This window comes from Rheinheimera sp. 1928-s, from assembly GCF_029269265.1.
Lineage (GTDB): Bacteria > Pseudomonadota > Gammaproteobacteria > Enterobacterales > Alteromonadaceae > Pararheinheimera.
The window spans coordinates 156,188-179,204 of the sequence record NZ_JARIXP010000004.1 but is presented as its reverse complement, the minus strand read 5'-3'; the positions used below and the strand labels follow the sequence as shown (position 1 = coordinate 179,204).

The window sequence follows — 23,017 nt, the reverse complement described above, 5'->3', positions numbered from 1 at the left end:
AGTGCCTTGAGTTTATAAACGTTTCAGACGGTTTAATTCGGTTTGCCATTGTTTTTTCTTAGCTTCAATCCGTCGGTTTTCTAAGCTGTTATTTGGCTCCAGATGATTTAATGCCTCGTTTAAATCATCAATAGCTTTAGGGTAGATTGCCATTTGGTAATACACATCAGCTCTGGCTTCGTAGTAACGCGCAAAATCTTCCATCGCTTTGTAGGTATCTGCCAGCATTTCATAGGCTGGGAAAAGATCATCTTTGTAATAAAGTAAATTGCGCAGCAAGTGAACAGCCAGTCGGTAGGCTTTTCCCTGAATAGCCGCATTGGCATAATTCAGTGTCACCACCTGATTGTTTGGTTTGAGTAAATACTGTTGCTCCAGCATGGTCATTGCTTGTTCAGTTTTGCCTTGTGCTAGCAGAATGTCAGTGTAAGCATCTATGTAATACAAATTATCTGGTTCTTGCTGACGCAGCTTAGTGATAATTTGATCCGCTTTCCCCACTTGCTTGTCATCAAAATAAGCTAAAGCCAGACCATACTGGTTGGCCTTGGTATTGCCGCCTGGTTCTGCCAGTTTACGCAAAAAATAGCTTTGTGCATCTTTGGTTTTGTAGTGATAGCGTGCCATCACCCGGGCTTTGGCCAGAGCATAATCCTGACTGTCTGCAACAAAACGTTTAGGGTATTGTTCCGCCCTTAAGCGTGAGTCGGCAACCCGGGATTGTGACAAAGGGTGAGTGTATAAAAAAGCCAGCTGAGTATTAGCAAAACGGCTTTTTTCCGCCAGCTTGTTAAAAAACTCAGGCACAGCATAAGGGTTGTAGCCTGCATCGGCCAGCAGTTGAATACCTATACGGTCTGCTTCTTGTTCGTTACTACGGGTAAAATTAATCGCACTTTGCTGTGCCAGCCCCTGAGACGCCATAATCCCGGCCATGCCTGCTTCAGGATTGACTGTCGCCAGCAAAATTGAACCTAAAATACCAGCAAGTGTTAATGGCCCGTTTTGTGAGCGGGCTTCGACAGAACGGGCTATATGGCGCTGCGTGACGTGAGAAATTTCGTGTGCTATTACCGAGGCAAATTCACTTTCACTGTCTGAAACAGCCAGAGTTCCGGTATGGGACGCTATATTGCCGCCGAGCGTGGCAAAGGCGTTAATGTTCTTATCATTGACCCAATAAAACCGAAACGGAAATTTGACGTCCTGAGCTTTAGCCACCATTTGGTTGCCCATGGAGTTCAGGTATTCGTCGAGTAAGGGGTCATATACCATAGGCAGCTGGCTTTTGGTTTGACGCATCATCACATCGCCCAACTGTTTTTCTTTGTCAGGCGTTAAGGTTGAAAAGGCATTGCCGCCAATATCAGGCAAAGCAGTGTTTGCCTGCACTGCGTTTACGGAGGCCAGAGCTAAACATAAACTGAACAGGCTCAGTTTCACGAGTTGTGTTTTTACTGCAAATTGCTTCATTTATTTTTTGAACTCAGTCATACCGGCTTTAAACACAGGCAATTTTAATTCACTTGGTCTGCTTACCCCAGCTTTTTTTGATAAATCTGCAACCAAAGCAAAGAGATAGATCATCTCTATATTTGTGCCATGGTGTTTAACAAAGCAAAGGTAAAACAGAGTCTACAGTGGTTCAGTTAAATGTTGGTAAGCCACTGATTAATTTCATTGTCTTTGGCAGAAAAAAACCGACGAAGTTCAACACAATCTGTTTTTTAACAGAACGCAGAGCTTACCCCGTTAAAGAGAAGCTCTGCGATACTATTAAAAACTCAGGCTAAGTCCCAAAGAAACTGAGCGGGGCAAAGCAGGTTCAAAAGCACGTCCATTGGCCTGATTAACGACAACAGCTCCGACATAGTTTTTATCGGTCAGATTGTCCAAACCCAACCAGTAGCGCAGTTGCATAGAGGACAAGCTTGATTCACCCATCAGTTTCAGGTGGTACACAGTAGAAGAGGGCGCAAATAACAGGTTTTGATCGCTGGTTGCTACTTTGCTGCGATACAAAGTGTCCAGTTGCAACAGCCATTCTGAACTTTGCAATGGCATCCAGCTGATTTGCCACTGAGCCTGTTGCTTAGCGACACCTGGCAGTAACTTACCGTCCAGATCACCCTGCACAAAACTGGCATTGAGTTGAGTCAAAGTCCATTGATGTTGCCATGAAGCAGAAGCAAACCATAAGGCTGATAATTCGACCCCGGTGCGTTTAGTTTCGCTGGCATTACGGTAGCTGGTGCGACCGCCAAGCGACTGATCCACCACTAACTCATCTTCACTTTCAACTAAAAACACAGCCACACTGGAACGCCAGTTATTTTGCTGCCATTTATTCCCCAGTTCCCATTGCTGATTAGTGCTGGCTTTGAGGTCGAGATTCAGACCATCGCCATTACTCTGGTAGGCCATTTCAGTAAAGGTTGGGGTTTCAAAACCACGACCGGCACTGATATACCAGGATAAATGCTCAGTCTGGGCAAAATTAAGGGCTAAAGCTGCAGAGGTTTTGGCAAAAGACGTGGAACCGCTGTCATCCGGGTTTTGTGCTGTGATATAAAAATCTGTCACATCAAAATCCAGTTCAGAGTGTCGTACTCCGCCGCTTAATTGCCAGGCAGAGCTTAAATCCAGCACAAAACGGCTATACAAATCAGCTGACTGCACTTCACCTTCTTCATCGCGGCGTAAATCTCCTTGTATGCCCTGATTATTGACATAACCCCGGCGTTCGTCTGTGCTTTGTTCCAAAGCGCCGCCGATACTGAAACGAAGCTGCTCCAATTGCCAGCTGTACGACGCATCCAGTCCCTGATAGGGCCGGCTCAAATCAACTACACCACCGGCTGAGGTTGGGGCTATGCCATCAAAACCTAAGTATTGACCCACATCACGTTGACCAGACCAGGCTGCCAGACGCCAGCTTTGCTCCGCCAATTGTTGCGACAGGTTCAGACTCCATTGCTGTTGTTTGGTAAATTTACGGGTATTAAAATTGCGCGCATTGGCCGCAGTCTGGCGAGGATTGTCTTGCCACTCTTGTGCAGTTAAGCCCAATGGATCCTGTAACAGCGGATCATAAGACCAATCGTAGCGCAGCTGTAGTTTGAGCTCATTGTCAAAACTGCTTTGCCATAACCACTGCGCCTGTTGTTTTTTTGCATTGCTGTGGGGGCGAGAGCTTTGTAACTCTGCATTCTTCAGGCTCAGGGACGTCGCATGATTGCCCTGCACCAAAGCGCCTGATAGCAGCTGCTGGCGGGCAAACGGGCTGTGACTTAATTGTACTGAGGCTGAGTTTTCTGTTGGCCAGCGGCTTTGCAGCGCGACTACACCTCCAGCTGCATTACCATACAAGACTGCAAGCGGGCCTGTGAGCACTTCAACGGATGCCAGTTGATCCAGTAACACTGAACTCAATTGGCCCTGACCGTCCGGACTGGACAGCGGAATACCATCCTGCAGCAGGCGAATGCCCCGAATGCCAAAACTGCTGCGACTGCCAAAGCCTCTGGCACTTAAACGGCTGTCCTGCGCATAGTTGGCTCTGCTGTCGGCCTGAATACCTGGAATATGTTGTAATAAAGCGGCGGCATCCATCTGCAGCGAGGGGCTGTTAAAGTCTTTGCGAAAACTACTGGCAGCGCTGCCGAGCCAGGGCGATTGTTGTGCCTGAGCTGTGATCACTATTATTTCGTTCGGGATTTCATCGGGAATTTTATTTTCTTCTGCGCTTAGGGCTACAGAAAAAAAACTGAGCGCTAAAGCGCTCAGTTTAAAAGGTAAATAATTCATTTAGAGAAGGTTCTCATCACTGTGGTGATAAACGTAATAACTTACCGTCATTTTCATCTGTCAGCAGATAGACTGCGCCATCAGGTCCTGCCTGTACGTCACGTATCCGCGAACCGATGCGAATACGTTCTTCGTGGCTGACTTTATCGCCCGTCAGTTCTAAACGAACCAATTGACCAAATTTAAGTGAGCCAACTAACAGGTTGTTTTGCCAGCCATTTATTTGACTGCCGGTATAAAAACTCATACCACTAGGGGCTATAGATGGCACCCAGTAATGCAATGGTTGTTCTAAACCTGCTTTGGTTTTGTTGCCTATTACACCACCGCCGTATTCCTCACCATAGGTGATCACAGGCCAGCCGTAGTTTTTACCAGCAGTAGCGATATTAATTTCATCGCCACCCTGAGGACCATGTTCATGAGTCCATAACAGGCCGGTTTGTGGGTGAATGGCAGCGCCTTGAATATTGCGATGACCATAAGACCAGACATCGGCTTTGGCATCAGCCTGGGTTGCAAAAGGATTACCAGCAGCTGCTGAGCCATCTTTATTTACTTTGACCACTTTACCAAAGTGACCTGACAATTTTTGAGCGTCATCACGACGTGAGCCCCGATCACCCAAAGTGATAAACAATTCACCGGCAGGGGTAAATACCAGACGGCCACCGTAATGGTGGTTGCTGTTGATGGCTTCAGCCTGTCGGAAAATCACCTTCACTTCTTTTAATGTCTGGCCATCCAGTATTGCGCTGGCCACAGCTGTTGCATTGACATCGCCATCGCGAGGTTCACTGTAACTGATGTAGATCATTTTATTTTTGGCAAAATCCGGATCCAGTACCAAGCCTAATAAACCACCCTGACCTTTGGCGTGAACAGCTGGAACACCTTGAATAGGCTCACTTTTTTCACCAGTTTTGCTAATGTAGCGCAAAGTGCCTGTGCGCTCTGTAACCAGGAAGGAGCCGTCTGGCAAAAACTGCATGGCCCATGGGTGACTGAGTCCGGAGGATAGCGTTTGCATGTCCAGAGTCACTTTTTCAGTTTTTAAAGATTCGGCCAACAGAGGTTGAGCGGTCAGACTAAGGCCTACAATCAGGCTGAGCAGGGACAGTTTATGCATACAACAGATCCTTTTTTAAACAAATTAAAAAATTGAGCATAATGGATACCGAAAAAAAGTACCGAAAATGCGGCTGTTATCCAGATGGACGGGATTAACGGAGTTAAGCCTGACCTTTCAGGTAAGCTAACACTACATCATGGTGATTGCTGGTTTTGAAGTCATCAAAGACTTTGCTGACTGTACCATCCTGTTCTACTAAAAAACTAATACGATGAATACCGTCGTAAATCTTGCCCATAAATTTCTTTTCACCCCAAACCCCAAAGGCTTCAGCTGCGTTGTGATCTTCATCACCCAACAAGGTAAAATTTAATTGCTCTTTTTGTTCAAATTTAGCCAGACGGGCAGGGGCGTCGATGCTGATCCCCACAACCTGAACCTTGTATTGTGCAAGCTGTGTTTTGCTGTCACGTAAGCCACAGGCCTGAACTGTGCAACCTGGCGTCATGGCTTTAGGGTAAAAGTACACCAACACACGGCTTTGTTTTAACAAAGTGCTGAGTTGTACTATCTGCCCTTTTTGGTCTGGCAAACTAAAATCCGGTGCTTGTTGTCCTGCTGTTAATCTGTTCATGGGGTTTCACTTTTCCTTTAATTAAAGCTGGGCTTCAAAACGCCCTGTCAGTTGAAGCTGGTCAAGTAATGCAAACAGGTCCTGCTTAATCAGCTCAACTTGTGCACCTTGTGGCAGTTGTACCGTCATAGTGCAATGGTTTAAAAGCTGTTGAGTCTCAGCCTGGGTTAAAGTTTCGGTGCGCAGTGCACCTATATAAATCTGGTGATTGGCAAGCAAAGTCGCAATGGCGCCTAAAGTGCCTACTTTATCCTTACCTGTGTATTCCAGCACATAATGTGCACTGACCGCTGCGGTTGGCTGAGCAGATGTACGTTTGGTCATGGTCAGCAGATCAAGTTCAAAACCTAATCCAGGCAATAAATGTTCAATACGGCTGATGGCCACTGCATCACCGGATAACAACATAATAAAAGTGAATTCATTACCAAAAATAGCCATACGACTATCGACTATATTGCAGTTACAGTCTGTAACCAGGCGGGCAAGACGGCTGACCAGCCCTGTTCTGTCTGCACCTATTGCAGTGACGACCAATTGTTGTGGCATGCTAAGTTGATGTCTCTGAATGAAAAACGGCTGCGAAGTTTAGCATATTTAGCGTAAATTTCACCTGTGTGACAGTCCCTTGCTTGTGTTTGTTGTCGTGCGTCATTACCATAGGCAGCCTGAAAATTATGGAGCCTTTAGCATGTTTAGCGGAAGTATTGTTGCTTTGATCACCCCTATGGATCCTGATGGTGCTGTGGACTATGGCAGCCTGAAGCGGCTGGTAGACTTCCATCTGAACAATCAGACCGACGCTTTGGTGATTATGGGCACCACTGGCGAATCCGTGACTTTAAGTTTTTCCGAACAATTAGCAGTGCTCAAGGCGGTTTTGGCTCAGGTCGATGGTCGCATTCCTGTGATCGCGGGCAATGGCTCGAACTCCACTGCTGATGCGGTGGAGAAGACAAAAATCTTATCCACATTACCAGTAGCAGGTTTTTTAACAGTCACACCTTATTACAACAAGCCGATGCAAAAAGGTATGCTGGCGCATTATCAGGCTGTTGCTGCATCTACAGACAAGCCTGTTATTTTATATAACGTGCCTGGCCGTACCGGCGTGGATTTGTTGCCGGAAACTGTGGCCGAACTGGCGAAAACCCCGAACATTGTTGGTATTAAAGAAGCTACTGGCTCTATGCAACGTCTGGCTCAATTGCAGGCTTTGTGTCCGGCAGATTTTTTATTATTCAGCGGCGACGATGCCAGTTGCTGTGAATTTATGTTAAAAGGTGGTCATGGCGTCATTTCGGTGACCACCAATATAGCGCCAGCTTTAATGGCTCAGATGTCAAAAGCAGCGATAGAAAAAAATACAGAATTGGCTCAGCAGCTCGATCATAAGCTTCAAGGCTTACATCATCAGTTGTTTATTGAAGCCAATCCTATTCCGAGTAAGTGGGCGCTGCTGAAGATGGGGTTAATTGCTGATGACATGGCAAGATTACCTTTAACCCGATTGGAACCAATTCATCAAAGCGTAATCGAACAAGCGCTGAAACAAGCCCAGATTAATGTGTAGGAGTTTTATAGTGCAGTATTGGATCCCGGCAAGCTTAGTTGCCTCTTTGTTTATATCTGGTTGTTCTTTGTTCCCTGAAGATGTTGCTGAGCAAGCTACAGAGGCGAAACCAGTGGCTGAGTTAAAAGTACCAACCGGATTGGTTGCAGCGAAAAAACCTGCACAGTTCGATATTCCTGCTGCTCCAAACGCCCCTGTGACGGAAGTGGAACTGAAATCACCTATGCAGGTGCTGGCACTTGCGACCAATAGCAGGGTAGAGGAAGAAGAGAAAGAAGCCCGGATTTGGTTTGAACGTTCGGAGTTTACCGGCGAGTTATTACCTTATCTGAGAAAGAATGTTCAGGATTTTGGTACAGAGAAACAAATCGAAATCACACAGAAAGATCAGGACGCTTTAGTTTTTGAAACAGGTTGGGTCAGCCGTTTTGAAGAAGAAGGTTTTTGGCTGTGGAAAGATATGGTGGAAAAAGAGCAAAGCCGTTTTCTGGTGGTTCTTGAACCTAAAAGTCACGGTCGTTCTGTAGGCCTTCGGGTACAGTTGCTGGAGCATCGCTTTATTGACAATGACACTAAATTGTCTGCGCTAGCGCAAAAACGTGAAGAAGTGTACTTCCTCAATCGTTTGGTGGATAAAGTTGCGACGGTAGAACTGGCACAGATCAGACTGAAGAAAGCTCAATCCCGTCAGATCACCCTGACTACAGGATTTGATGCTGAAGGTAACGCTGCTATGTTGACAGGCCAGCCTATTGATTCTGCCTGGTCACAATTAGAACTGATGTTTGAACAGAACGGTTTTTTGGTGAACGATCTGGACAGAACCAATTACACTTTCTTCCTGACTTATCAGCAGCCTGAAGCTGGTTTCTGGGACTCCTTGTGGGGCAGTCAAGAAACTATAGCAGTGCCTTTAACACCAGGTGACTATCAGTTAGTGTTGTCAAAGACTCAGGTTGGAACCAGTCTGAGCTGGCGTGACAGTTCAGGAAAAGCATTTACAGCAGACCAAGTCACGGCCTTGCATCAGACTCTGGTGCAAATTATTAGAAAAGATAATATAGACCTGTAACAGCTCTGGACAGGCAAAAGGTGATCGCACTGACGGCTGTTTTTATTTGCACCAGGTCACAGTGCAGAAAAAGTGACGGATCTGTGTGAGATCGAAGCCTGAAACAGAGTCCAAAAAACCACCTGCGGGTGGTTTTTTTATGTAGATGGAAGGACTGTATGTCGCAAATGTCGGCCACAGTGTTGCGACTAGTGATGCCTTCCTTAACTCTAGTCGCACAGCAAGCAAATAAAGCTGACCTGCCCAAGCCATGCAGGAAGAATAAAATAACGCTATGATTAGGCTGAATTTAATCACTTTCATAAGCAAATAAAGGACAGCAAATGCTTGATGTGCAGGATTACCTGAAAATTTTTATCGGCATCATTGCTATCTTAAATCCTTTGGGTGCTTTGCCGATGTATTTGTCTTTAACTGCGGATCACAGTGAGCAGGACAAAAAACAGGTAGCGATGACAGCAGCCAAAGCTGCTACTGTGATTTTATTGGTCACGCTGTTTTTCGGTGAGTTTATCCTTGGTTTTTTTGGTATTTCGGTCAATTCATTCAGGGTTGGCGGTGGTATTTTAATTCTGCTGATGGCAATTTCGATGCTGAACGCTCAGACCAGTGGTGCCAAAAGTACCGAAGCGGAGCGACTGGAAGCAGCACAAAAGTCCTCTATTGCGGTGGTGCCGCTGGCGATGCCAATGCTGGCAGGTCCGGGCGCTATCAGCTCTGTTATTTTGTATGCCAACAGAGCTGACGGTTGGCTTCATTACCTGATAATTTCAGCAGAAATACTAGTTGTTGGTATTCTGTTGGCGATCCTGATGCGCTTATCAGGTAAAATAGCGCGCAGATTAGGGCAAACCGGGATGAATATTATCACCCGGGTGATGGGGCTCATTTTGGCGGCTATTTCCATTGAGTTTATCAGTCTTGGCTTAAAGGGTATTTTCCCTGTTTTAGCTGGTTAAGAGTATTAGCAGGTTAAGGGTAAAAGATGAGATTACTTAGTGCTGTGTTATGTTTTATATCGTGCCTGAATGTTGCGCACGCAAAACAATTAACTGATTTGTATCAGGCCGTAGTGCCAGCAGGTCAAAGCCAAAGTGCCTGGCAACAACAGGCTCTGGCGCAGGTCTTGGTGAAAGTGACAGTCAATCCTCAAGTGATTGAACAGGCTTCTATCAAAGCCGAGCTGAAAAATGCCGGTAACTATATTAAAACCTTTGCTGCTGTCAGCTCAGAGCAGGGACCTGCATTAAAAGTAGGACTGGACGAGCAAAAAGTGCAACAGTTGTTAAGTCAGCATCAGATCGCGATTTGGGGCAGCCGACGGCCAGCCATAGTACTCTGGGCAGTGGAGCAAACCTCTGAAAGCCGGGTATTTATGCAAGGCGCAGTTCATCCGGTACTGGCTCATTTACAGCAACAGGCATCGGCCATTGCTTTGCCATTGGATCTACCAACAGCAAGCGACACTTATGTGCCACCTTTATCTCAAGACGAAGTTTGGGCTGGTAATTGGTTGCTGATTGAGCAAGCTAGTTTGCCATTTAATGCCGATCAAACACTGATCTTGTTGTTTGACCAGCCTTCCGCAGCTCAATACCGATTGACCTGGCAAGGTTATGAAGCAGGCCAATTGGTCAGCAATGAGTTACTGGCGAGCTCACAACAGGAATTAGCCAGTCAGTTTTTAACCGATTTAACGGCGCAACTTGCTGGCAAATTTGCCGTTCAACTAGGCAGCCAACAGGGCCAAACCGAACTGGAACTGGATATCGAAGGCCTCACTAATTTCGTGGATCAGGTCAAGGTCCAACAGCTACTGAGCGCCATGTTGTCGGTAAAACAAGTGACAGTGCAGGAGCGTAAAGCCGATTTATTGAAGTTTAAAGTGCAACTGGCGGCAGACCGCAGTGCTTTTATTAACTCTTTATCGCTGGAACGTCGTTTCCAATCGCTGCAAACCCAGGCTGAGCAAACAACCCCAATTGAAACAACAGATGCAGCGGACGAGCTGTTTTCTGAAATGGCTGCGGAAATGGCGACAGAAGTTGCAGAACCGCAGCAAGAAGCTCTGCCTGCTGTATTACGTTACAGGTATGTTCCGAACTAATGATTCCAATGCAATACACTCTGGCCGTGACTCTGCCGGAAGACGAAACCCTTGATACCTTCTATGGGGCTGAAACCAGCCCTGTAGTGGGTTACATCAAACACTTTCTAACCACTCCTTTTGAACACCGCCTGCCTGTGTATTTATTCGGTGCCAGTGGCAGCGGTAAATCGCACTTGTTGTACGCCGCTTGCGTGCAGGCGCAGGAGCTGGGCTTGACTAGCCAGTTGTTGAGTCTGGAAGATTTTAAGGCCTGGAGTCCAAGGATTTTGGATCAACTGGAAGAGCTGGATCTGGTTTGCCTGGATAATATTCAGGCCATAGCAGGGGATCTTAGCTGGCAAGTGGCGGTGTTTGATTTATACAATCGCATGACAGAGCAGGGTAAAGCTTTGATTATTGTCGCTGATCAGGCTCCGACTGAATTGGGTATCACCTTGCCTGATTTGGTGTCTCGCTTGCAGGCCTGTACCAGTTTTCAGCTGCGTTTATTAGGTGATGAAGACAAACAAAAATTGTTGCAACAAAAAGCCCGTTTACGTGGCATGGAACTGCCGGATGAAGTGGCACGGTTTTTACTGAACCGTCAGCAACGTGATATTCGTGAACTGGTGCAAATTCTCGATTTACTGGATAAAGCCTCGATAGTGCATCAGCGTAAGCTGACCATCCCTTTTGTCAAAGATATGCTGAGCTTATCTCACTGATTTTTCGTCCTTTGAACTAAAAAAAGCCTTATTTTACGCAAGCTCTGAGCGTAAATCTGGTGTATTATTGCCACCTTTTTATACGACTTATCTACCCGAAGTAAATGCTGCTGCAGCCGACAAAGCTGCCGCTTCAGGTACCAAGGGGATTAACGCTGGTCTGAGGATAGCGATGAACTTAACCGCCATTTTAGAAGAAGCCTTACAGGCAGTCGCTGTAGCGAACGATATCAATGCACTGGAAGACGTGCGTGTGGCCTTTATGGGCAAAAAAGGCAGCATCACTGAGTTGCTGAAATCTTTAGGCGCCATGGATCCGGAGACCCGCAAAACTGCCGGTCAACAGATCAATGACTTAAAACAACAAGTGCAGGATGCGTTAAACACTAAACGTGACCAGATGCAACAGGCTGAACTGGCACAAAAACTGTCAAAAGAGCAGATTGATGTGACGTTGCCAGGCCGTGCTTTAGAAGCCGGTGGTCTGCACCCTGTAACCCGCACCATTCGCCGTATTGAAAGCTTTTTTGGTGAATTGGGTTTTGAAGTTAAACATGGCCCGGAAATCGAAGATGATTTCCATAACTTTGATGCACTGAATATTCCAACGCATCACCCGGCCCGTGCTGATCACGACACCTTTTATTTTAATCCTAAGCTGATGCTGCGTACTCAGACCTCTGGTGTGCAAATTCGGACTATGGAAACAGAACAGCCACCGCTGCGGATCATTTCCCCTGGCCGTGTGTATCGTAATGACTACGATCAAACCCACACCCCTATGTTCCATCAGGTGGAAGGTTTGATGGTCGATAAAAACGTCAGCTTTACTGAACTCAAAGGTATTTTGCACGACTTCCTGAATAACTATTTTGAAGAAGACCTGCAAATCCGTTTCCGTCCGTCCTTTTTCCCTTTTACTGAACCTTCAGCTGAAGTGGACGTGATGGGCAAAAACGGCAAATGGCTGGAAGTATTAGGCTGCGGCATGGTGCATCCAAATGTATTACGTTCTGTTGGCATCGACCCTGAAATCTACAGCGGTTTTGCTTTTGGTATGGGCGTTGAGCGTCTGACCATGTTGCGTTATGGCGTAACAGACCTTCGTTCATTCTTCGAAAACGATCTGCGTTTTCTAAAGCAATTCAGATAAGCGGGAGCAGATAATGAAATTCAGTGAATCCTGGTTACGTGAGTGGGTCAACCCGCAGTTATCGACCAATGAGTTAGCAGAACAAATTTCGATGGCCGGTCTGGAAGTCGACGGTGTCGAGCCTGTTGCCGGTGAGTTTAGCGGTGTAGTAGTGGGCCACGTGGTTGAATGTGGTCGTCACCCGGAAGCCGACAAGTTACAAATCACCAAAGTCGATATCGGCACTGGTGAACTATTAGATATCGTCTGTGGTGCAGCCAACTGCCGTCAGGGCTTAAAGGTTGTGGTTGCGACAGTAGGCGCTGTATTGCCTGGCGATTTTAAAATTAAAGCTGCTAAGTTACGTGGTCAGCCATCGAACGGTATGTTGTGTTCTTTATCTGAGCTGGGTATGGCGGAAAGTTCAGAAGGTATTATTGAACTGCCTGCGGATGCGCCGCTGGGCCAGAACATTCGTCAGTACCTGACGTTAGACGACAATGCCATTGAAGTGGATTTAACGCCAAACCGTGCTGATTGTTTAGGCTTAAAAGGTTTAGCCCGTGAAGTAGGCGTGTTGAATAACTTAGACGTCAAACAACCTGACATTGCCGCTGTTGCCGCAACAATCAGCGATGTGAAAGCTATTCAGTTATCTGCTCCACAGGCTTGTCCACGTTATTTAGGCCGTGTTATTCGCAACATCAACACAGCTGCGGTTACGCCACTTTGGATGGTGGAAAAATTACGCCGCTCTGGTATCCGTTCTATTGATGCGGTGGTGGATGTCACCAACTTCGTCTTGCTGGAGCTAGGTCATCCAATGCATGCTTTTGATTTAGCAAAAATCGAAGGTGATATCGATGTGCGTATGGCCAAAGAAGGTGAAAAGCTAACTCTGTTGGACAGCAACGAAGTCACGTTAAAAGCCAATACGCTGGTGATTGCCGATAGCCAAAAAGCACTGGCTATGGCCGGTATCTTTGGTGGTTTGCACAGTGGTGTAACCAAAGACAGCAACGACATTTTCCTTGAGAGCGCATTTTTCTCTCCGGTTGAAATGGCAGGTGTAGCTCGTCAATACGGTTTGCACACTGATGCTTCACACCGCTACGAGCGTGGTGTTGACCCAGAATTGCAACGTACTGCGATGGAAAGAGCAACAGCATTGCTGCTCGCTATTGTTGGTGGTGAAGCTGGCCCTGTGGTGGAAGCTGTGTCAGAAGCGCACGTGCCAAAAGCAGCTCAAATTGCGTTAACCCGCACTAAGCTGGACCGTATTTTAGGCATTTCTATTGCAACCGAGACAGTCACTGAAATTTTCCAGCGTTTAGGGATGCAGGTTCAGGTATCAGGTGACGAGTGGCAGGTGACAGTACCAAGCTACCGTTTTGATATCTCTATTCCTGAAGATTTAATCGAAGAAGTAGCTCGGGTTTATGGCTACAACAATATTCCTAATGTAGCACCACAAGCAGCGCTTGCGATGAGCAAACATCAGGAAAGCCGTATTTCTGTGCACAGCTTACGCGATTTGTTAGTGGCCCGTGGTTATCAGGAAGCTATTACTTACAGTTTTGTTGATCCGAAAGTGCAGGAAACTTTGTTCCCGGGTCAGACTGCTCTGGTGCTGCCAAATCCAATTTCGGTGGATATGTCAGCGATGAGATTAAACCTGTGGCCAGGTTTATTGCAAGCTGTGCAGTACAATCAGAATCGTCAGCAGACCCGTATTCGTTTGTTTGAATATGGCCTGAAGTTTATTCCGGATGCAAATGCTGAAGGTGGTGTGCGTCAGGTACCGGTTTTAGGTGGTGTTATTGTTGGCAGTTATGGCAACGAACACTGGACCATCGCAGAGCGGGCCGTTGATTTTTATGATATTAAAGGTGATGTGGAAGCGCTGTTAAGCTGCACTTCAGCTACAGAGTGTTTTACTTTCGCTACAGGTCAACACAGCGCCTTACATCCGGGTCAAACGGCTCAGTTAAACCGGGATGGCAAAGCTGTAGGTGTGCTTGGCGCCTTGCATCCGGAAGCGGAACGTAAATTGGGTATTAAAGGCAAAGCCTTTTTATTTGAAGTAGAACTTGAAGCATTTGGTGATAAACACATTGTTTTAGCTCAGGAAACTTCAAAATACCCTGCAAACCGTCGCGATTTAGCTATTGTTGTGAAATCTGATGTGCGTTTTTCAGATATCCTTGCTACTATTAGAAAAGTTGGCGGAAATCAATTAGTTGACCTAAAATTGTTTGACGTCTACACAGGGCAGGGTGTCGCTGAGGGCTATAAGTCATTAGCAATAGCTTTAACCTTGCAGGACAAGGCGCGAACGCTTGAAGATAAAGATATCCAACAGGTTATCTCTTCTGTGGTCGAGGTGCTGAGCAAAGAGTTCAACGCAACGTTGAGGGATTAAGAATGGCGCTTACCAAAGCCGATTTAGCAGAACGTTTATTTACCAAGTTTGGCATCAGCAAGCGCGATGCAAAATTAATAGTCGAATCTTTTTTTGAAGAGATCCGCATTGCTTTGGAAGCAGGCGACCAGGTAAAACTGTCAGGTTTTGGTAATTTTGACCTGCGAGTGAAAAACCAAAGGCCAGGCCGTAACCCAAAAACAGGTGAAGATATTCCAATCTCTGCCCGTTGTGTGGTGACCTTCAGACCAGGCCAGAAGTTAAAAAGCAGAGTCGAAGTAGGCACCGCCAAGAAGTAATGTCTTATTTTGTCGTTAAAAAAGGAGTGTACCTTGCGGGCACTCCTTTTTTCATTGTAAAAACCCCGGCTTACCCATGTTTAGTCTAACCAGAGTGGTCAGAGCAACAATTCTGTCCTGCAGCGAACTCTTCGACCATTTCTTTGTGCTATCACTACAGAGTTTTTGCACAGAAAATCACAAGTTTTAATAAATTCAATAAATTGTAAAAAATTTATAATAAATATATAACTTTAATATAAAGAATAAACTTCATGCCTTGCTAAGTTTGGAGCCGCAGGATGCAACTTCACATCATGGACTTCAAAATTCTTACAAGGTACACATATGAAAAATAGAAACAAAGTACTGTTACTGGGAACTGCTGGTTGTTTTGCTTTATCCTTAACTTCAGTGGCTGTTGCTGCTGCAGTAGAGGGACCAGAGTTTGTCACTGCTGCCAGTGTTGCTGTAATTGACCCAAGTGACGACAGTACCACCCGTTACATCGTCAAATATAAAGATGGCACCACAGGCACATTGCAAAATGGCGCTCAGTCCGCTCCTGCATTTTCAGTGCAAAGAGCGGAAACCTTTGCGCGTAAGTACAAAGGCAAAGTGATCCGGCACTTAAGTTCAGTCAAATCCAGCGTGCTGGAATTAAATCCACGCCAGTTAAAAGCTATGGTGTCCGACCCTGAAGTGCAGTACATCGAAGTGGATCAAAAACGTTATTTGTTTGACCTGATCACGCCAATGGCGCAAAGCACGCCTTATGGTATTCCAATGGTTCAGGCCAATCAGGTCAGTGATAACAATGCGGCTAACACTCCGGTTTGTGTTATTGACACGGGTTATCGTTTAAATCATGTCGATTTACCGAGTTCAGGCGTGACAGGTTTTGCTTTCTCTGGTCATGGCAGTTGGTCCACTGATGGGAACGGTCACGGTACCCATGTGGCGGGTACTATGGTGGCGCTGAATAACAATGATGGTGTAGTGGGGGTGTTACCTTCAGGTCAGGCTGGTGTTCACATCGTCAAAATATTTAACGACTCTGGCAACTGGACTTTTGCTTCTGATTTGATTGATGGCATTCAGTCTTGTCAGGATGCAGGCGCTAAAGTGGTGAATATGAGTTTAGGCGGCGGCAGTTCCAGCCAGACTGAACAAACCGCCATGACGAATTTCTACAATGATGGTATGTTGCTGATTGCTGCTGCGGGTAACGCCGGTAATACCAGTTTGTCTTATCCTGCGTCTTACAATGCAGTGGTTTCAGTGGCGGCTGTGGATTCAAACCGCAATCTGGCCAGTTTCTCCCAGCGTAACGCTCAGGTGGAATTAGCAGGTCCTGGGGTCGCTGTGAATTCAACCTGGAACAATGGTGGCTACAACAGTATCAGCGGTACCTCTATGGCATCTCCACATGTTGCTGGCGTGGCGGCTTTAGTCTGGAGCAACCATCCACAATGTACAGCGCCACAAATCCGCAGTGCTTTGCAAGTCACAGCACAGGACAGAGGCACAGCAGGTCGTGATAACTCTTTTGGTTTTGGTATAGTGCAGGCCAAAGCTGCTGTAGATTATCTGACAGCCAATGGCTGTAGCGGCGGTGGTGGCGGTAATCCTCCGCCCACAGGTGGCGAGACCTTCACTAACTTGAGTGCCAGCACTGGCAACTGGTTGCGGGGCTCTTACGTGATCCCAGCTGGGGTCAGTAGCTTAACCTTTACCATATCAGGGGGAACTGGTGATGCTGACTTGTATGTGCGCTACAACAGTCAGCCTACAACAAGCCAATACAATTGCCGTCCTTACTTAAATGGCAATGCTGAGCAGTGCACTATCACTAATCCGCAAGCTGGTACCTGGCATGTGGGGATCCGGGCTTATACAACCTTTAGTGGTGTGACTATGAGCTATTCTTATTGATAGAACAGCTTTTTAAGTAACTATAAAAGCTGCGTCATCAGGCGCAGCTTTTGCTGTACTGCAAAAGGCCTGTTCAGGCCATCGTCTTTTCGCCCGATGTTTTATTATCAAAAATTTTCTCTTGCAGTGATCCAATGAACCTGCTGATCTGTAAACAATTCTAGTCATCTCCGTGGTTTTTTCTGTGAGTTCTTATTATGAATATCCAAATCGGTGTCAGTGCTTGTGTGCTTGGGCAAAAAGTACGTTTTGATGCCGGACATAAAGCGTCAGAGTTCTGCAACAGCACCCTTGCTCCTTTTGTATCTTATGTCCCGGTTTGCCCTGAACAGGCCATAGGTTTAGGTGTGCCTCGTCCCGCTATTCGTTTGCAGTTAAATGCTGATCAGCAAGTGAGATTGCTGAACAGCAAAGACAGTAGCATTGATCATACCGATACAATGCTTCAGTTTACCCAAAAGCTGTTGCCAGAGTTGAAGCAACTCTCCGGTTATATTGTCTGTGCCAAGTCACCCAGCTGCGGCATGGAGCGGGTGCGTTTAAATGATCAAAATGGTCATCAGCTGGGCAAGGTTGGAGTAGGGGTTTTTACACAGCAATTGATGCATAGCTATCCCTGGTTACCAGTAGAAGAAGATGGCCGTTTGCTCGACAGCAATTTACGGGAGAACTTTGTTACCCGTATTTTTGCCTGTCACGACTATCAGCAAATGCTGCAATCGGGTTTTACTGTCGGCAAGTTAGTGGCTTTTCATAGTCGTTATAAGTTTTTAGTGATGGCGCATAGCCCAACAGCGTACCGCGAATTGGGTCGCTTAGTGGCTCAGGCGAAACTCTTTGCTCCGGATGAGCTGGCACAGCGTTATTTGCTGGATTTAATGCAGGCTTTAAAACAACAAGCCACCCGCAAACAGCAGGCCAATGTGCTGATGCACTTGCAGGGCTTTTTTAAGAAAATGCTAAGCAGCGAAGCCAAGCAGGAGCTGCTGAAGCTAATCCATAAATACCGTCAGGGCCATCTGCCTTTATTGGCGCCATTGACCTTGTTGCGCCACCATTTGGCGCAGCATCCCCATCATTACGTGGCGGCTCAGCAGTATCTGCAGCCGTTTCCAGATGAGTTAGGATTACGCGCCTGATGAGTAACACCGCATTTTCTCTTGTCTGGTTGCGTAATGACTTACGTGTCTATGACAATCAGGCCTTATATGAAGCCTGTCAGTCCGGCTTGCCTGTAGTTGCGCTTTTCGTGACAACACCTGATAGCTGGCAGCAGCATGTTATGGCACCGATGAAACAAGATTTTATTCGTCGCCGCGTTTTGCAGTTACAAACTGAATTGGCTGCGCTGAATATCCCATTGTTAGCCATTGAAGGCAGCCATTACGCTGCTCTACCAGAGCTGATGCAGCAGTTGATAGACGCGGGCGCAGAAGCTTTATACGGCCACACTGAGTACGAACTGCGTGAGCTTGCGCGTGACCGCAAGGTCAGTGCTACTTTCGCTAATGCGGGTAAAGCCTGTTATTGGTTTGACCGCAAAGCCGTGATGCCGCCGGGGTCCATACTCAGCAAAACCGGCGGCATTTATCAGATCTTTACACCTTTTAAGAAAACCTGGCTGGCGCGTTTACGTGAAATTGGTGTGCGCTGTTTCCCTAAGCCTAAAGCTTTACCAGAAACAAAGCTTCACCTGCCTGAATTACCTCCAATGAAACTAGGAGATGGCAGTTCGCTGGCTTATACAGTAGATGAGCTGCAGGTTCTTGAACAGATGCGCCAGTTCTGCCGGGACAAAGCTGCTTTTTATCAAACAGAACGCGACTTTCCGGCCTTGGATGGTACTTCGTCTTTGTCGGCTTATCTGGCTATAGGGGTTATTTCAGCGCAGCAGTGCATTAGCCGTTTGCAACTGGAAGCCGCTGCAGAGTGGGACAAGGAAAAATCAGGTGCTGCCGTCTGGCTCTCTGAGCTGGTGTGGCGGGACTTTTATCATCATATTCTGATGGCCTTTCCTGATCTGATTAAACACAAAGCGTTTCAAAAGGACACCGATGGTATTGTCTGGCCAAACAATCCACAGCTGTTTCAAGCCTGGTGTGAAGGCAAAACCGGTTACCCTATAGTGGATGCTGCGATGCGTCAGTTGAATCAAACTGGCTGGATGCATAACAGACTGCGCATGATAGTGGCCAGTTTTTTGGTCAAAGATTTACATATCGACTGGCGCTGGGGTGAGCAGTATTTTATGTCCAAGCTGATTGATGGCGACTTTGCAGCCAATAACGGTGGCTGGCAGTGGGCCGCTTCTACAGGCACAGATGCCGCACCTTATTTCCGCATTTTTAATCCTGTCACTCAAAGTGAACGTTTTGACCCGGATGGCGTATTTATAAAACGTATGTTGCCGGAGCTTGCTGATGTACCAAAAAAACAAATTCATTGGCCACATCCGTTGCCACTGTGGAGCGATTATGTCAAACCTATAGTGGATCACAGCAAAGCGCGGCTTCGCACCTTAGAGTTGTTTCATACAGTTAAAAAACCGCAGGATATGCCTGATCATGAATGAGCACCAAACAGCAGAACGGCTGGATAATTTTTTGAGCTTTTACAATAACCTGAGCCAGAACAACTTAAATTCACTGGCTGAGTTGTATGCTGGTAATGTTGAGTTTATTGACCCTGTGCATCATATGCTGGGGTTAGAGCAGTTAGAGCAGTATTTCTCTCATGCTTATGCGCGTTTAAGCAGCTGTCATTTTATCGCTACCTCAAAAATTGCCAATGAAAGTCAGGGGTGCCTGAGCTGGGTTATGACCTTTACCCACGATGCTATTGGTAATGGGAAAGCGATTTCTGTGCATGGATGTTCTGTGTTGCACTGGAATAGCGAAGGTAAAATCGCCTACCACAGAGATTATTACGATTTAAATGAGATGGTGCTGGAGCATATTCCGCTGCTGGGTTGGGTCACTAAAAAAATCAAACAAAAAATGGCAAAGGAAGCGTAGATGAAAATTGCAGTAATAGGTGGCGGTATTTCCGGCATGATCAGCTGGTATTTGTTGCAGCGCCAGCATAATGTCACTGTGTTTGAAGCTGGATCTTACCTCGGTGGTCATACCGCAACTGTAGATGTTACAGTTGAAGGGAAAGACTATGCTGTAGACACAGGTTTTATTGTGTTTAATAACTGGACATATCCGCTGTTTAATAAGTTTTTAGCCGAACTGAAGGTGGAATCACAGCCTACCCAAATGAGTTTTTCGGTGAAAAAAGCCGACACAGGTTTGGAATACAATGGCCATACACTGGCCACTTTGTTTGCCCAGCGCCGCAATCTGCTTCGCCCGTCGTTTTGGCGTATGCTGTTGGATATAGTCAAGTTTAATAAGCTGGGTAAGGAGTTGCTGGAGCAAAATCATCCGGATCTGGATTTACTGATTGACGAGTTTCTGGCTAAACATAACTTAGGCAAAGAGCTACGTAACGACTATTTGTTACCTATGGGCGCAGCCATTTGGTCGTCAGGTTTGGCCGATATGCCGTCTTTTCCACTGCGGTTTTTTCTGCAGTTTTTCAAAAATCATGGGTTACTGAATGTGGCAGACCGGCCGCAGTGGTCGGTCATTAAAGGTGGATCGCGCCAATATGTGCGTGCTTTATTAAATACTCTGGATTCAGAGCAGGTAAAGCTTAATAGTCCGGTGACGTCGGTCAGCCGTGATGCCGAAGGGGTTACTTTGGAATTTACCGATGGGCGCAGTGAACGCTTTGATCAAGTGATCTTTGCTTGCCATAGCGATCAGGCGTTGGCGCTGTTAAAAGACCCAACAGAAGCTGAGCGTCAGGTTTTAGGCGGTATTGCATATCAAAAGAACGAAGTGATTCTGCATACAGACCAACGCATTTTACCCAAACGTAAAGCGGCGTGGGCTGCCTGGAATTACCATCTGACCGATAACGCATCCAGCCATGCGACTTTAAGTTATAACATGAATATTCTGCAGGGCATTGAAGCGCCAGTCACTTTTGTGGTGACGCTGAATCACAGCCATGCCATTGATCAGAGCCGGATTTTAAAACGGTTTCAGTATGACCATCCGGTGTTTAATCACTGCACTATTGCAGCGCAGCAACGGCGCAGTGAAATTAATGGCCTGAACAATAGTTGGTTCTGCGGCGCTTACTGGTACAACGGTTTTCATGAAGATGGCGTACGAAGTGCAGTTGATATAGCTCGTGCCATGGGAGTGGAATTTTGATCGGTCATGCGTTATTAACGGGTGAGGTAGGGCATAAGCGCTATCTGCCCAAAGTACATGGCTTTGACTATCAGGTGCACTATTTCTGGTTGGATCTGGATGAGCTTGAAGATATCCCGGTTAAAGGTTGGTTATGGTCACAAGCACGATTTGCGGCCTGTAGTTATCGCCGCACCGACTATTTGCCTGGCGCCGCAGATTTAACCGAAGCTGTGCGGCAAAAGGTACGGGATTTAGGTTATACAGACACTGTAGCTAAAGTCTGCATGATGAGTCCGTTGGCAAACTGGGGCTATTATTTTAGTCCGCTGACCTTGTACTACTGTTTTAATGCTGCAAAGCAGCTGGTAGCTTTGTTGGCTGAAGTTAGCAATACGCCCTGGAATGAACGGCATTATTATCTGGTGCCTGTAGACGACGCAGAAAAGTCGCATTATCAGCATGATAAAGCCTTTCATGTGTCGCCTTTTAATCCTATGGATATGCAGTATCGCTGGACTGTGCTCGCTGCTGCTGATCAACTGGAATTGAGTATCAGCAATTTTAAAGCAGGGCAGAAAGTATTCAGTGCTTGGTTTCATTTGGTAGCGCAGCCTTTTAGTCGGAACGAGCTTAAGAGCTTACTGATCCGCCGTCCATGGCAAAACGTACAAGTGATGACACGAATTTATTGGCATGCAGTAAAACTGCTAATCAAAGCAGTACCTGTGTATGGCCACCCTAAGTCAAAGGAAACACCAAGATGACGGTTTTGATCACCGAACAATGCCCTTTTCAGAATTTACGCTGGTTTGATAAAACCTGCCGCAAGCTGGTGCTGACGCATTTAAACCAGTTGCACCATGGTGCTATTTTATTGGTCGAAGGCCAGGAAAAAACCCTGCTGGGTGATGCCAAAGGTGAATTGCAATGCACACTGACAGTGTTAGACCCGGATTTTTATCAGAAGATGATGTTTGCAGGTTCTGTCGGGGCAGGTGAATCTTATACGTTAGGGCAGTGGCGCTGTGACAATTTAACAGTGCTGGTGCAACTGATTGCCCGTAATGCCTCTTTGTTGGATAAACTGGAATCAGCATGGGCTCGTTTAAGTAAACCGGCACTAAAATTACTGGACTGGCGCAATCGTAATACCAAAGAGCAATCACGCAAAAATATCTCTGCGCATTACGATTTAGGCAATGCCATGTATCAGCTGTTTCTAGACCCAAGCATGATGTATTCCAGTGCGGTTTATGAAACTGAAAGCTGTACACTAGAGCAAGCTCAGCTGAATAAACTGAAATCTATTTGTGACAAGCTGCAGTTAAAAGAGTCAGATCATCTGATTGAAATTGGCACCGGCTGGGGCAGTATGGCCATTTTTGCCGCTCGTAACTACGGTTGCAAAGTCACCACCACCACCATTTCGCGTGAACAGCATGACTATGCAGCACAACAAATCCGTGAAGCTGGGCTGGAGTCGCAAATTACGTTGTTATTTCAGGATTACCGCGATTTAACAGGCACTTACGACAAACTGGTATCCATTGAGATGATTGAAGCTGTAGGTGATGAGTTTTTAGATCAATACTTTGCTAAATGCTCCAGCTTATTAAAAGAAGATGGTTTGATGGTATTGCAGGCCATCACCATAGCCGATCAGCGTTACAGTCACTATGTCAAAGAAGTCGACTTTATTAAGCGCTATATTTTCCCTGGTGGTTGTTTGCCGTCCATTCAGCGCATGAGCAATGCAGTGGCAAACTACACTGATTTAGTGCTGCGCCAGGTGCAGGATATTGGCCTGGATTACGCCCGTACTTTGCAGGACTGGTGCCATAATTTTATGGCGTCACGTGATAAATTACACCAATTGGGTTATGACGATCAGTTTATCCGGCTCTGGCACTTTTACTTGTGTTACTGCGAAGGTGGCTTTTTGGAAAGAGCCACAAGTGCAGTACATTTAGTCTTCACTAAACCAATGAACAGGAACAAAATCTAACTTTTCGTTGCTTAATAAAGCAC

Annotated in this window: 20 protein-coding genes; 15 read left to right on the top strand and 5 right to left on the bottom strand. The window is 46.4% G+C overall.

Annotated elements, in window-relative coordinates:
* Window positions 1-12: 12 nt before the first annotated feature.
* The 5 genes from P3C17_RS11130 to P3C17_RS11110 form a co-directional block, all read right to left on the bottom strand.
* Window positions 13-1,473: a M48 family metalloprotease gene (locus P3C17_RS11130; protein WP_300929507.1), complete on the bottom strand. Its 1,461-nt coding sequence runs from the start codon at window positions 1,471-1,473 to the stop codon at window positions 13-15.
* Between the two features lie 303 nt (window positions 1,474-1,776).
* The gene (locus P3C17_RS11125; RefSeq protein WP_300929506.1) at window positions 1,777-3,807 is read right to left on the bottom strand and encodes a TonB-dependent receptor; all 2,031 of its coding nucleotides are present in this window, start codon (window positions 3,805-3,807) and stop codon (window positions 1,777-1,779) included.
* A 16-nt stretch (window positions 3,808-3,823) separates the two neighbouring features.
* Window positions 3,824-4,936, bottom strand: coding sequence for a PQQ-dependent sugar dehydrogenase (locus P3C17_RS11120; RefSeq protein WP_300929505.1), 1,113 nt, complete (start codon window positions 4,934-4,936; stop codon window positions 3,824-3,826).
* Between the two features lie 103 nt (window positions 4,937-5,039).
* Window positions 5,040-5,513: a thioredoxin-dependent thiol peroxidase gene (gene bcp, locus P3C17_RS11115; protein ID WP_300929504.1), complete on the bottom strand. Its 474-nt coding sequence runs from the start codon at window positions 5,511-5,513 to the stop codon at window positions 5,040-5,042.
* 21 nt (window positions 5,514-5,534) lie between these two features.
* On the bottom strand, window positions 5,535-6,062 hold the full coding sequence (locus tag P3C17_RS11110; protein WP_233077875.1) for an ACT domain-containing protein: 528 nt from the start codon (window positions 6,060-6,062) through the stop codon (window positions 5,535-5,537).
* A gap of 142 nt (window positions 6,063-6,204) precedes the next feature.
* Here P3C17_RS11110 and dapA point away from each other — a divergent pair, with 142 nt between their 5' ends.
* From dapA to P3C17_RS11035, 15 genes are all read left to right on the top strand, one after another.
* Window positions 6,205-7,086 (top strand): 4-hydroxy-tetrahydrodipicolinate synthase, encoded by an 882-nt coding sequence (gene dapA, locus P3C17_RS11105; RefSeq protein WP_300929503.1) that lies wholly within the window; start codon window positions 6,205-6,207, stop codon window positions 7,084-7,086.
* Window positions 7,087-7,096: 10 nt separating this feature from the next.
* On the top strand, window positions 7,097-8,158 hold the full coding sequence (bamC, locus tag P3C17_RS11100; protein ID WP_300929502.1) for an outer membrane protein assembly factor BamC: 1,062 nt from the start codon (window positions 7,097-7,099) through the stop codon (window positions 8,156-8,158).
* A 323-nt stretch (window positions 8,159-8,481) separates the two neighbouring features.
* Window positions 8,482-9,117 (top strand): YchE family NAAT transporter, encoded by a 636-nt coding sequence (locus P3C17_RS11095; protein WP_300929501.1) that lies wholly within the window; start codon window positions 8,482-8,484, stop codon window positions 9,115-9,117.
* Between the two features lie 26 nt (window positions 9,118-9,143).
* A complete protein-coding gene (locus tag P3C17_RS11090) occupies window positions 9,144-10,265 on the top strand; it encodes a DUF2066 domain-containing protein (RefSeq protein WP_300929500.1) in 1,122 nt (373 codons plus the stop codon).
* Window positions 10,266-10,273: 8 nt separating this feature from the next.
* Window positions 10,274-10,972 (top strand): DnaA regulatory inactivator Hda, encoded by a 699-nt coding sequence (gene hda / locus P3C17_RS11085; protein WP_300929499.1) that lies wholly within the window; start codon window positions 10,274-10,276, stop codon window positions 10,970-10,972.
* Between the two features lie 172 nt (window positions 10,973-11,144).
* A complete protein-coding gene (gene pheS, locus P3C17_RS11080; RefSeq protein ID WP_127026486.1) occupies window positions 11,145-12,125 on the top strand; it encodes a phenylalanine--tRNA ligase subunit alpha in 981 nt (326 codons plus the stop codon).
* Window positions 12,126-12,138: 13 nt separating this feature from the next.
* Window positions 12,139-14,526, top strand: a complete 2,388-nt coding sequence (pheT, locus tag P3C17_RS11075; RefSeq protein WP_300929498.1) for a phenylalanine--tRNA ligase subunit beta — start codon at window positions 12,139-12,141, stop codon at window positions 14,524-14,526.
* 2 nt (window positions 14,527-14,528) lie between these two features.
* Window positions 14,529-14,825, top strand: coding sequence for an integration host factor subunit alpha (ihfA, locus tag P3C17_RS11070; protein WP_008898181.1), 297 nt, complete (start codon window positions 14,529-14,531; stop codon window positions 14,823-14,825).
* Between the two features lie 327 nt (window positions 14,826-15,152).
* Window positions 15,153-16,739 carry a S8 family serine peptidase gene (locus tag P3C17_RS11065; RefSeq protein ID WP_300929497.1) on the top strand — a complete coding sequence of 529 codons (1,587 nt, stop codon included), beginning with the start codon at window positions 15,153-15,155 and terminating at the stop codon, window positions 16,737-16,739.
* Between the two features lie 197 nt (window positions 16,740-16,936).
* Window positions 16,937-17,878 (top strand): DUF523 and DUF1722 domain-containing protein, encoded by a 942-nt coding sequence (locus P3C17_RS11060; protein WP_300929496.1) that lies wholly within the window; start codon window positions 16,937-16,939, stop codon window positions 17,876-17,878.
* Entirely contained in the window at window positions 17,878-19,311 is a 1,434-nt protein-coding gene (gene phrB, locus P3C17_RS11055) for a deoxyribodipyrimidine photo-lyase (protein ID WP_300929495.1), read from the top strand. The genes P3C17_RS11060 and phrB overlap by 1 nt, the downstream gene beginning before the upstream one ends.
* Window positions 19,304-19,753 carry a nuclear transport factor 2 family protein gene (locus tag P3C17_RS11050; RefSeq protein WP_300929494.1) on the top strand — a complete coding sequence of 150 codons (450 nt, stop codon included), beginning with the start codon at window positions 19,304-19,306 and terminating at the stop codon, window positions 19,751-19,753. The genes phrB and P3C17_RS11050 overlap by 8 nt, the downstream gene beginning before the upstream one ends.
* On the top strand, window positions 19,754-21,007 hold the full coding sequence (locus tag P3C17_RS11045) for an FAD-dependent oxidoreductase (protein ID WP_300929493.1): 1,254 nt from the start codon (window positions 19,754-19,756) through the stop codon (window positions 21,005-21,007). It abuts the gene before it with no gap.
* Complete coding sequence (locus tag P3C17_RS11040; RefSeq protein WP_300929492.1) at window positions 21,004-21,753, top strand: DUF1365 domain-containing protein; 750 nt, start codon at window positions 21,004-21,006, stop codon at window positions 21,751-21,753. The genes P3C17_RS11045 and P3C17_RS11040 overlap by 4 nt, the downstream gene beginning before the upstream one ends.
* A complete protein-coding gene (locus P3C17_RS11035; protein ID WP_300929491.1) occupies window positions 21,750-22,994 on the top strand; it encodes a cyclopropane-fatty-acyl-phospholipid synthase family protein in 1,245 nt (414 codons plus the stop codon). Before P3C17_RS11040 ends, P3C17_RS11035 begins: the two co-directional genes overlap by 4 nt.
* The last annotated feature ends 23 nt before the right edge of the window (window positions 22,995-23,017 follow it).

Excerpts from the sequence above, each read along its gene's own strand:
- P3C17_RS11090 (WP_300929500.1), top strand. The coding sequence starts at position 9,144 with ATGAGATTACTTAGTGCTGTGTTATGTTTTATATCGTGCCTGAATGTT.
- bcp (WP_300929504.1), bottom strand. The coding sequence starts at position 5,513 with ATGAACAGATTAACAGCAGGACAACAAGCACCGGATTTTAGTTTGCCA.
- P3C17_RS11125 (WP_300929506.1), bottom strand. The coding sequence starts at position 3,807 with ATGAATTATTTACCTTTTAAACTGAGCGCTTTAGCGCTCAGTTTTTTT.
- ihfA (WP_008898181.1), top strand. The coding sequence starts at position 14,529 with ATGGCGCTTACCAAAGCCGATTTAGCAGAACGTTTATTTACCAAGTTT.
- P3C17_RS11045 (WP_300929493.1), top strand. The coding sequence starts at position 19,754 with ATGAAAATTGCAGTAATAGGTGGCGGTATTTCCGGCATGATCAGCTGG.
- phrB (WP_300929495.1), top strand. The coding sequence starts at position 17,878 with ATGAGTAACACCGCATTTTCTCTTGTCTGGTTGCGTAATGACTTACGT.
- P3C17_RS11060 (WP_300929496.1), top strand. The coding sequence starts at position 16,937 with ATGAATATCCAAATCGGTGTCAGTGCTTGTGTGCTTGGGCAAAAAGTA.
- P3C17_RS11050 (WP_300929494.1), top strand. The coding sequence starts at position 19,304 with ATGAATGAGCACCAAACAGCAGAACGGCTGGATAATTTTTTGAGCTTT.
- dapA (WP_300929503.1), top strand. The coding sequence starts at position 6,205 with ATGTTTAGCGGAAGTATTGTTGCTTTGATCACCCCTATGGATCCTGAT.
- P3C17_RS11110 (WP_233077875.1), bottom strand. The coding sequence starts at position 6,062 with ATGCCACAACAATTGGTCGTCACTGCAATAGGTGCAGACAGAACAGGG.
- pheT (WP_300929498.1), top strand. The coding sequence starts at position 12,139 with ATGAAATTCAGTGAATCCTGGTTACGTGAGTGGGTCAACCCGCAGTTA.
- pheS (WP_127026486.1), top strand. The coding sequence starts at position 11,145 with ATGAACTTAACCGCCATTTTAGAAGAAGCCTTACAGGCAGTCGCTGTA.
- P3C17_RS11065 (WP_300929497.1), top strand. The coding sequence starts at position 15,153 with ATGAAAAATAGAAACAAAGTACTGTTACTGGGAACTGCTGGTTGTTTT.
- P3C17_RS11130 (WP_300929507.1), bottom strand. The coding sequence starts at position 1,473 with ATGAAGCAATTTGCAGTAAAAACACAACTCGTGAAACTGAGCCTGTTC.
- P3C17_RS11035 (WP_300929491.1), top strand. The coding sequence starts at position 21,750 with ATGACGGTTTTGATCACCGAACAATGCCCTTTTCAGAATTTACGCTGG.
- P3C17_RS11120 (WP_300929505.1), bottom strand. The coding sequence starts at position 4,936 with ATGCATAAACTGTCCCTGCTCAGCCTGATTGTAGGCCTTAGTCTGACC.
- hda (WP_300929499.1), top strand. The coding sequence starts at position 10,274 with ATGCAATACACTCTGGCCGTGACTCTGCCGGAAGACGAAACCCTTGAT.
- P3C17_RS11095 (WP_300929501.1), top strand. The coding sequence starts at position 8,482 with ATGCTTGATGTGCAGGATTACCTGAAAATTTTTATCGGCATCATTGCT.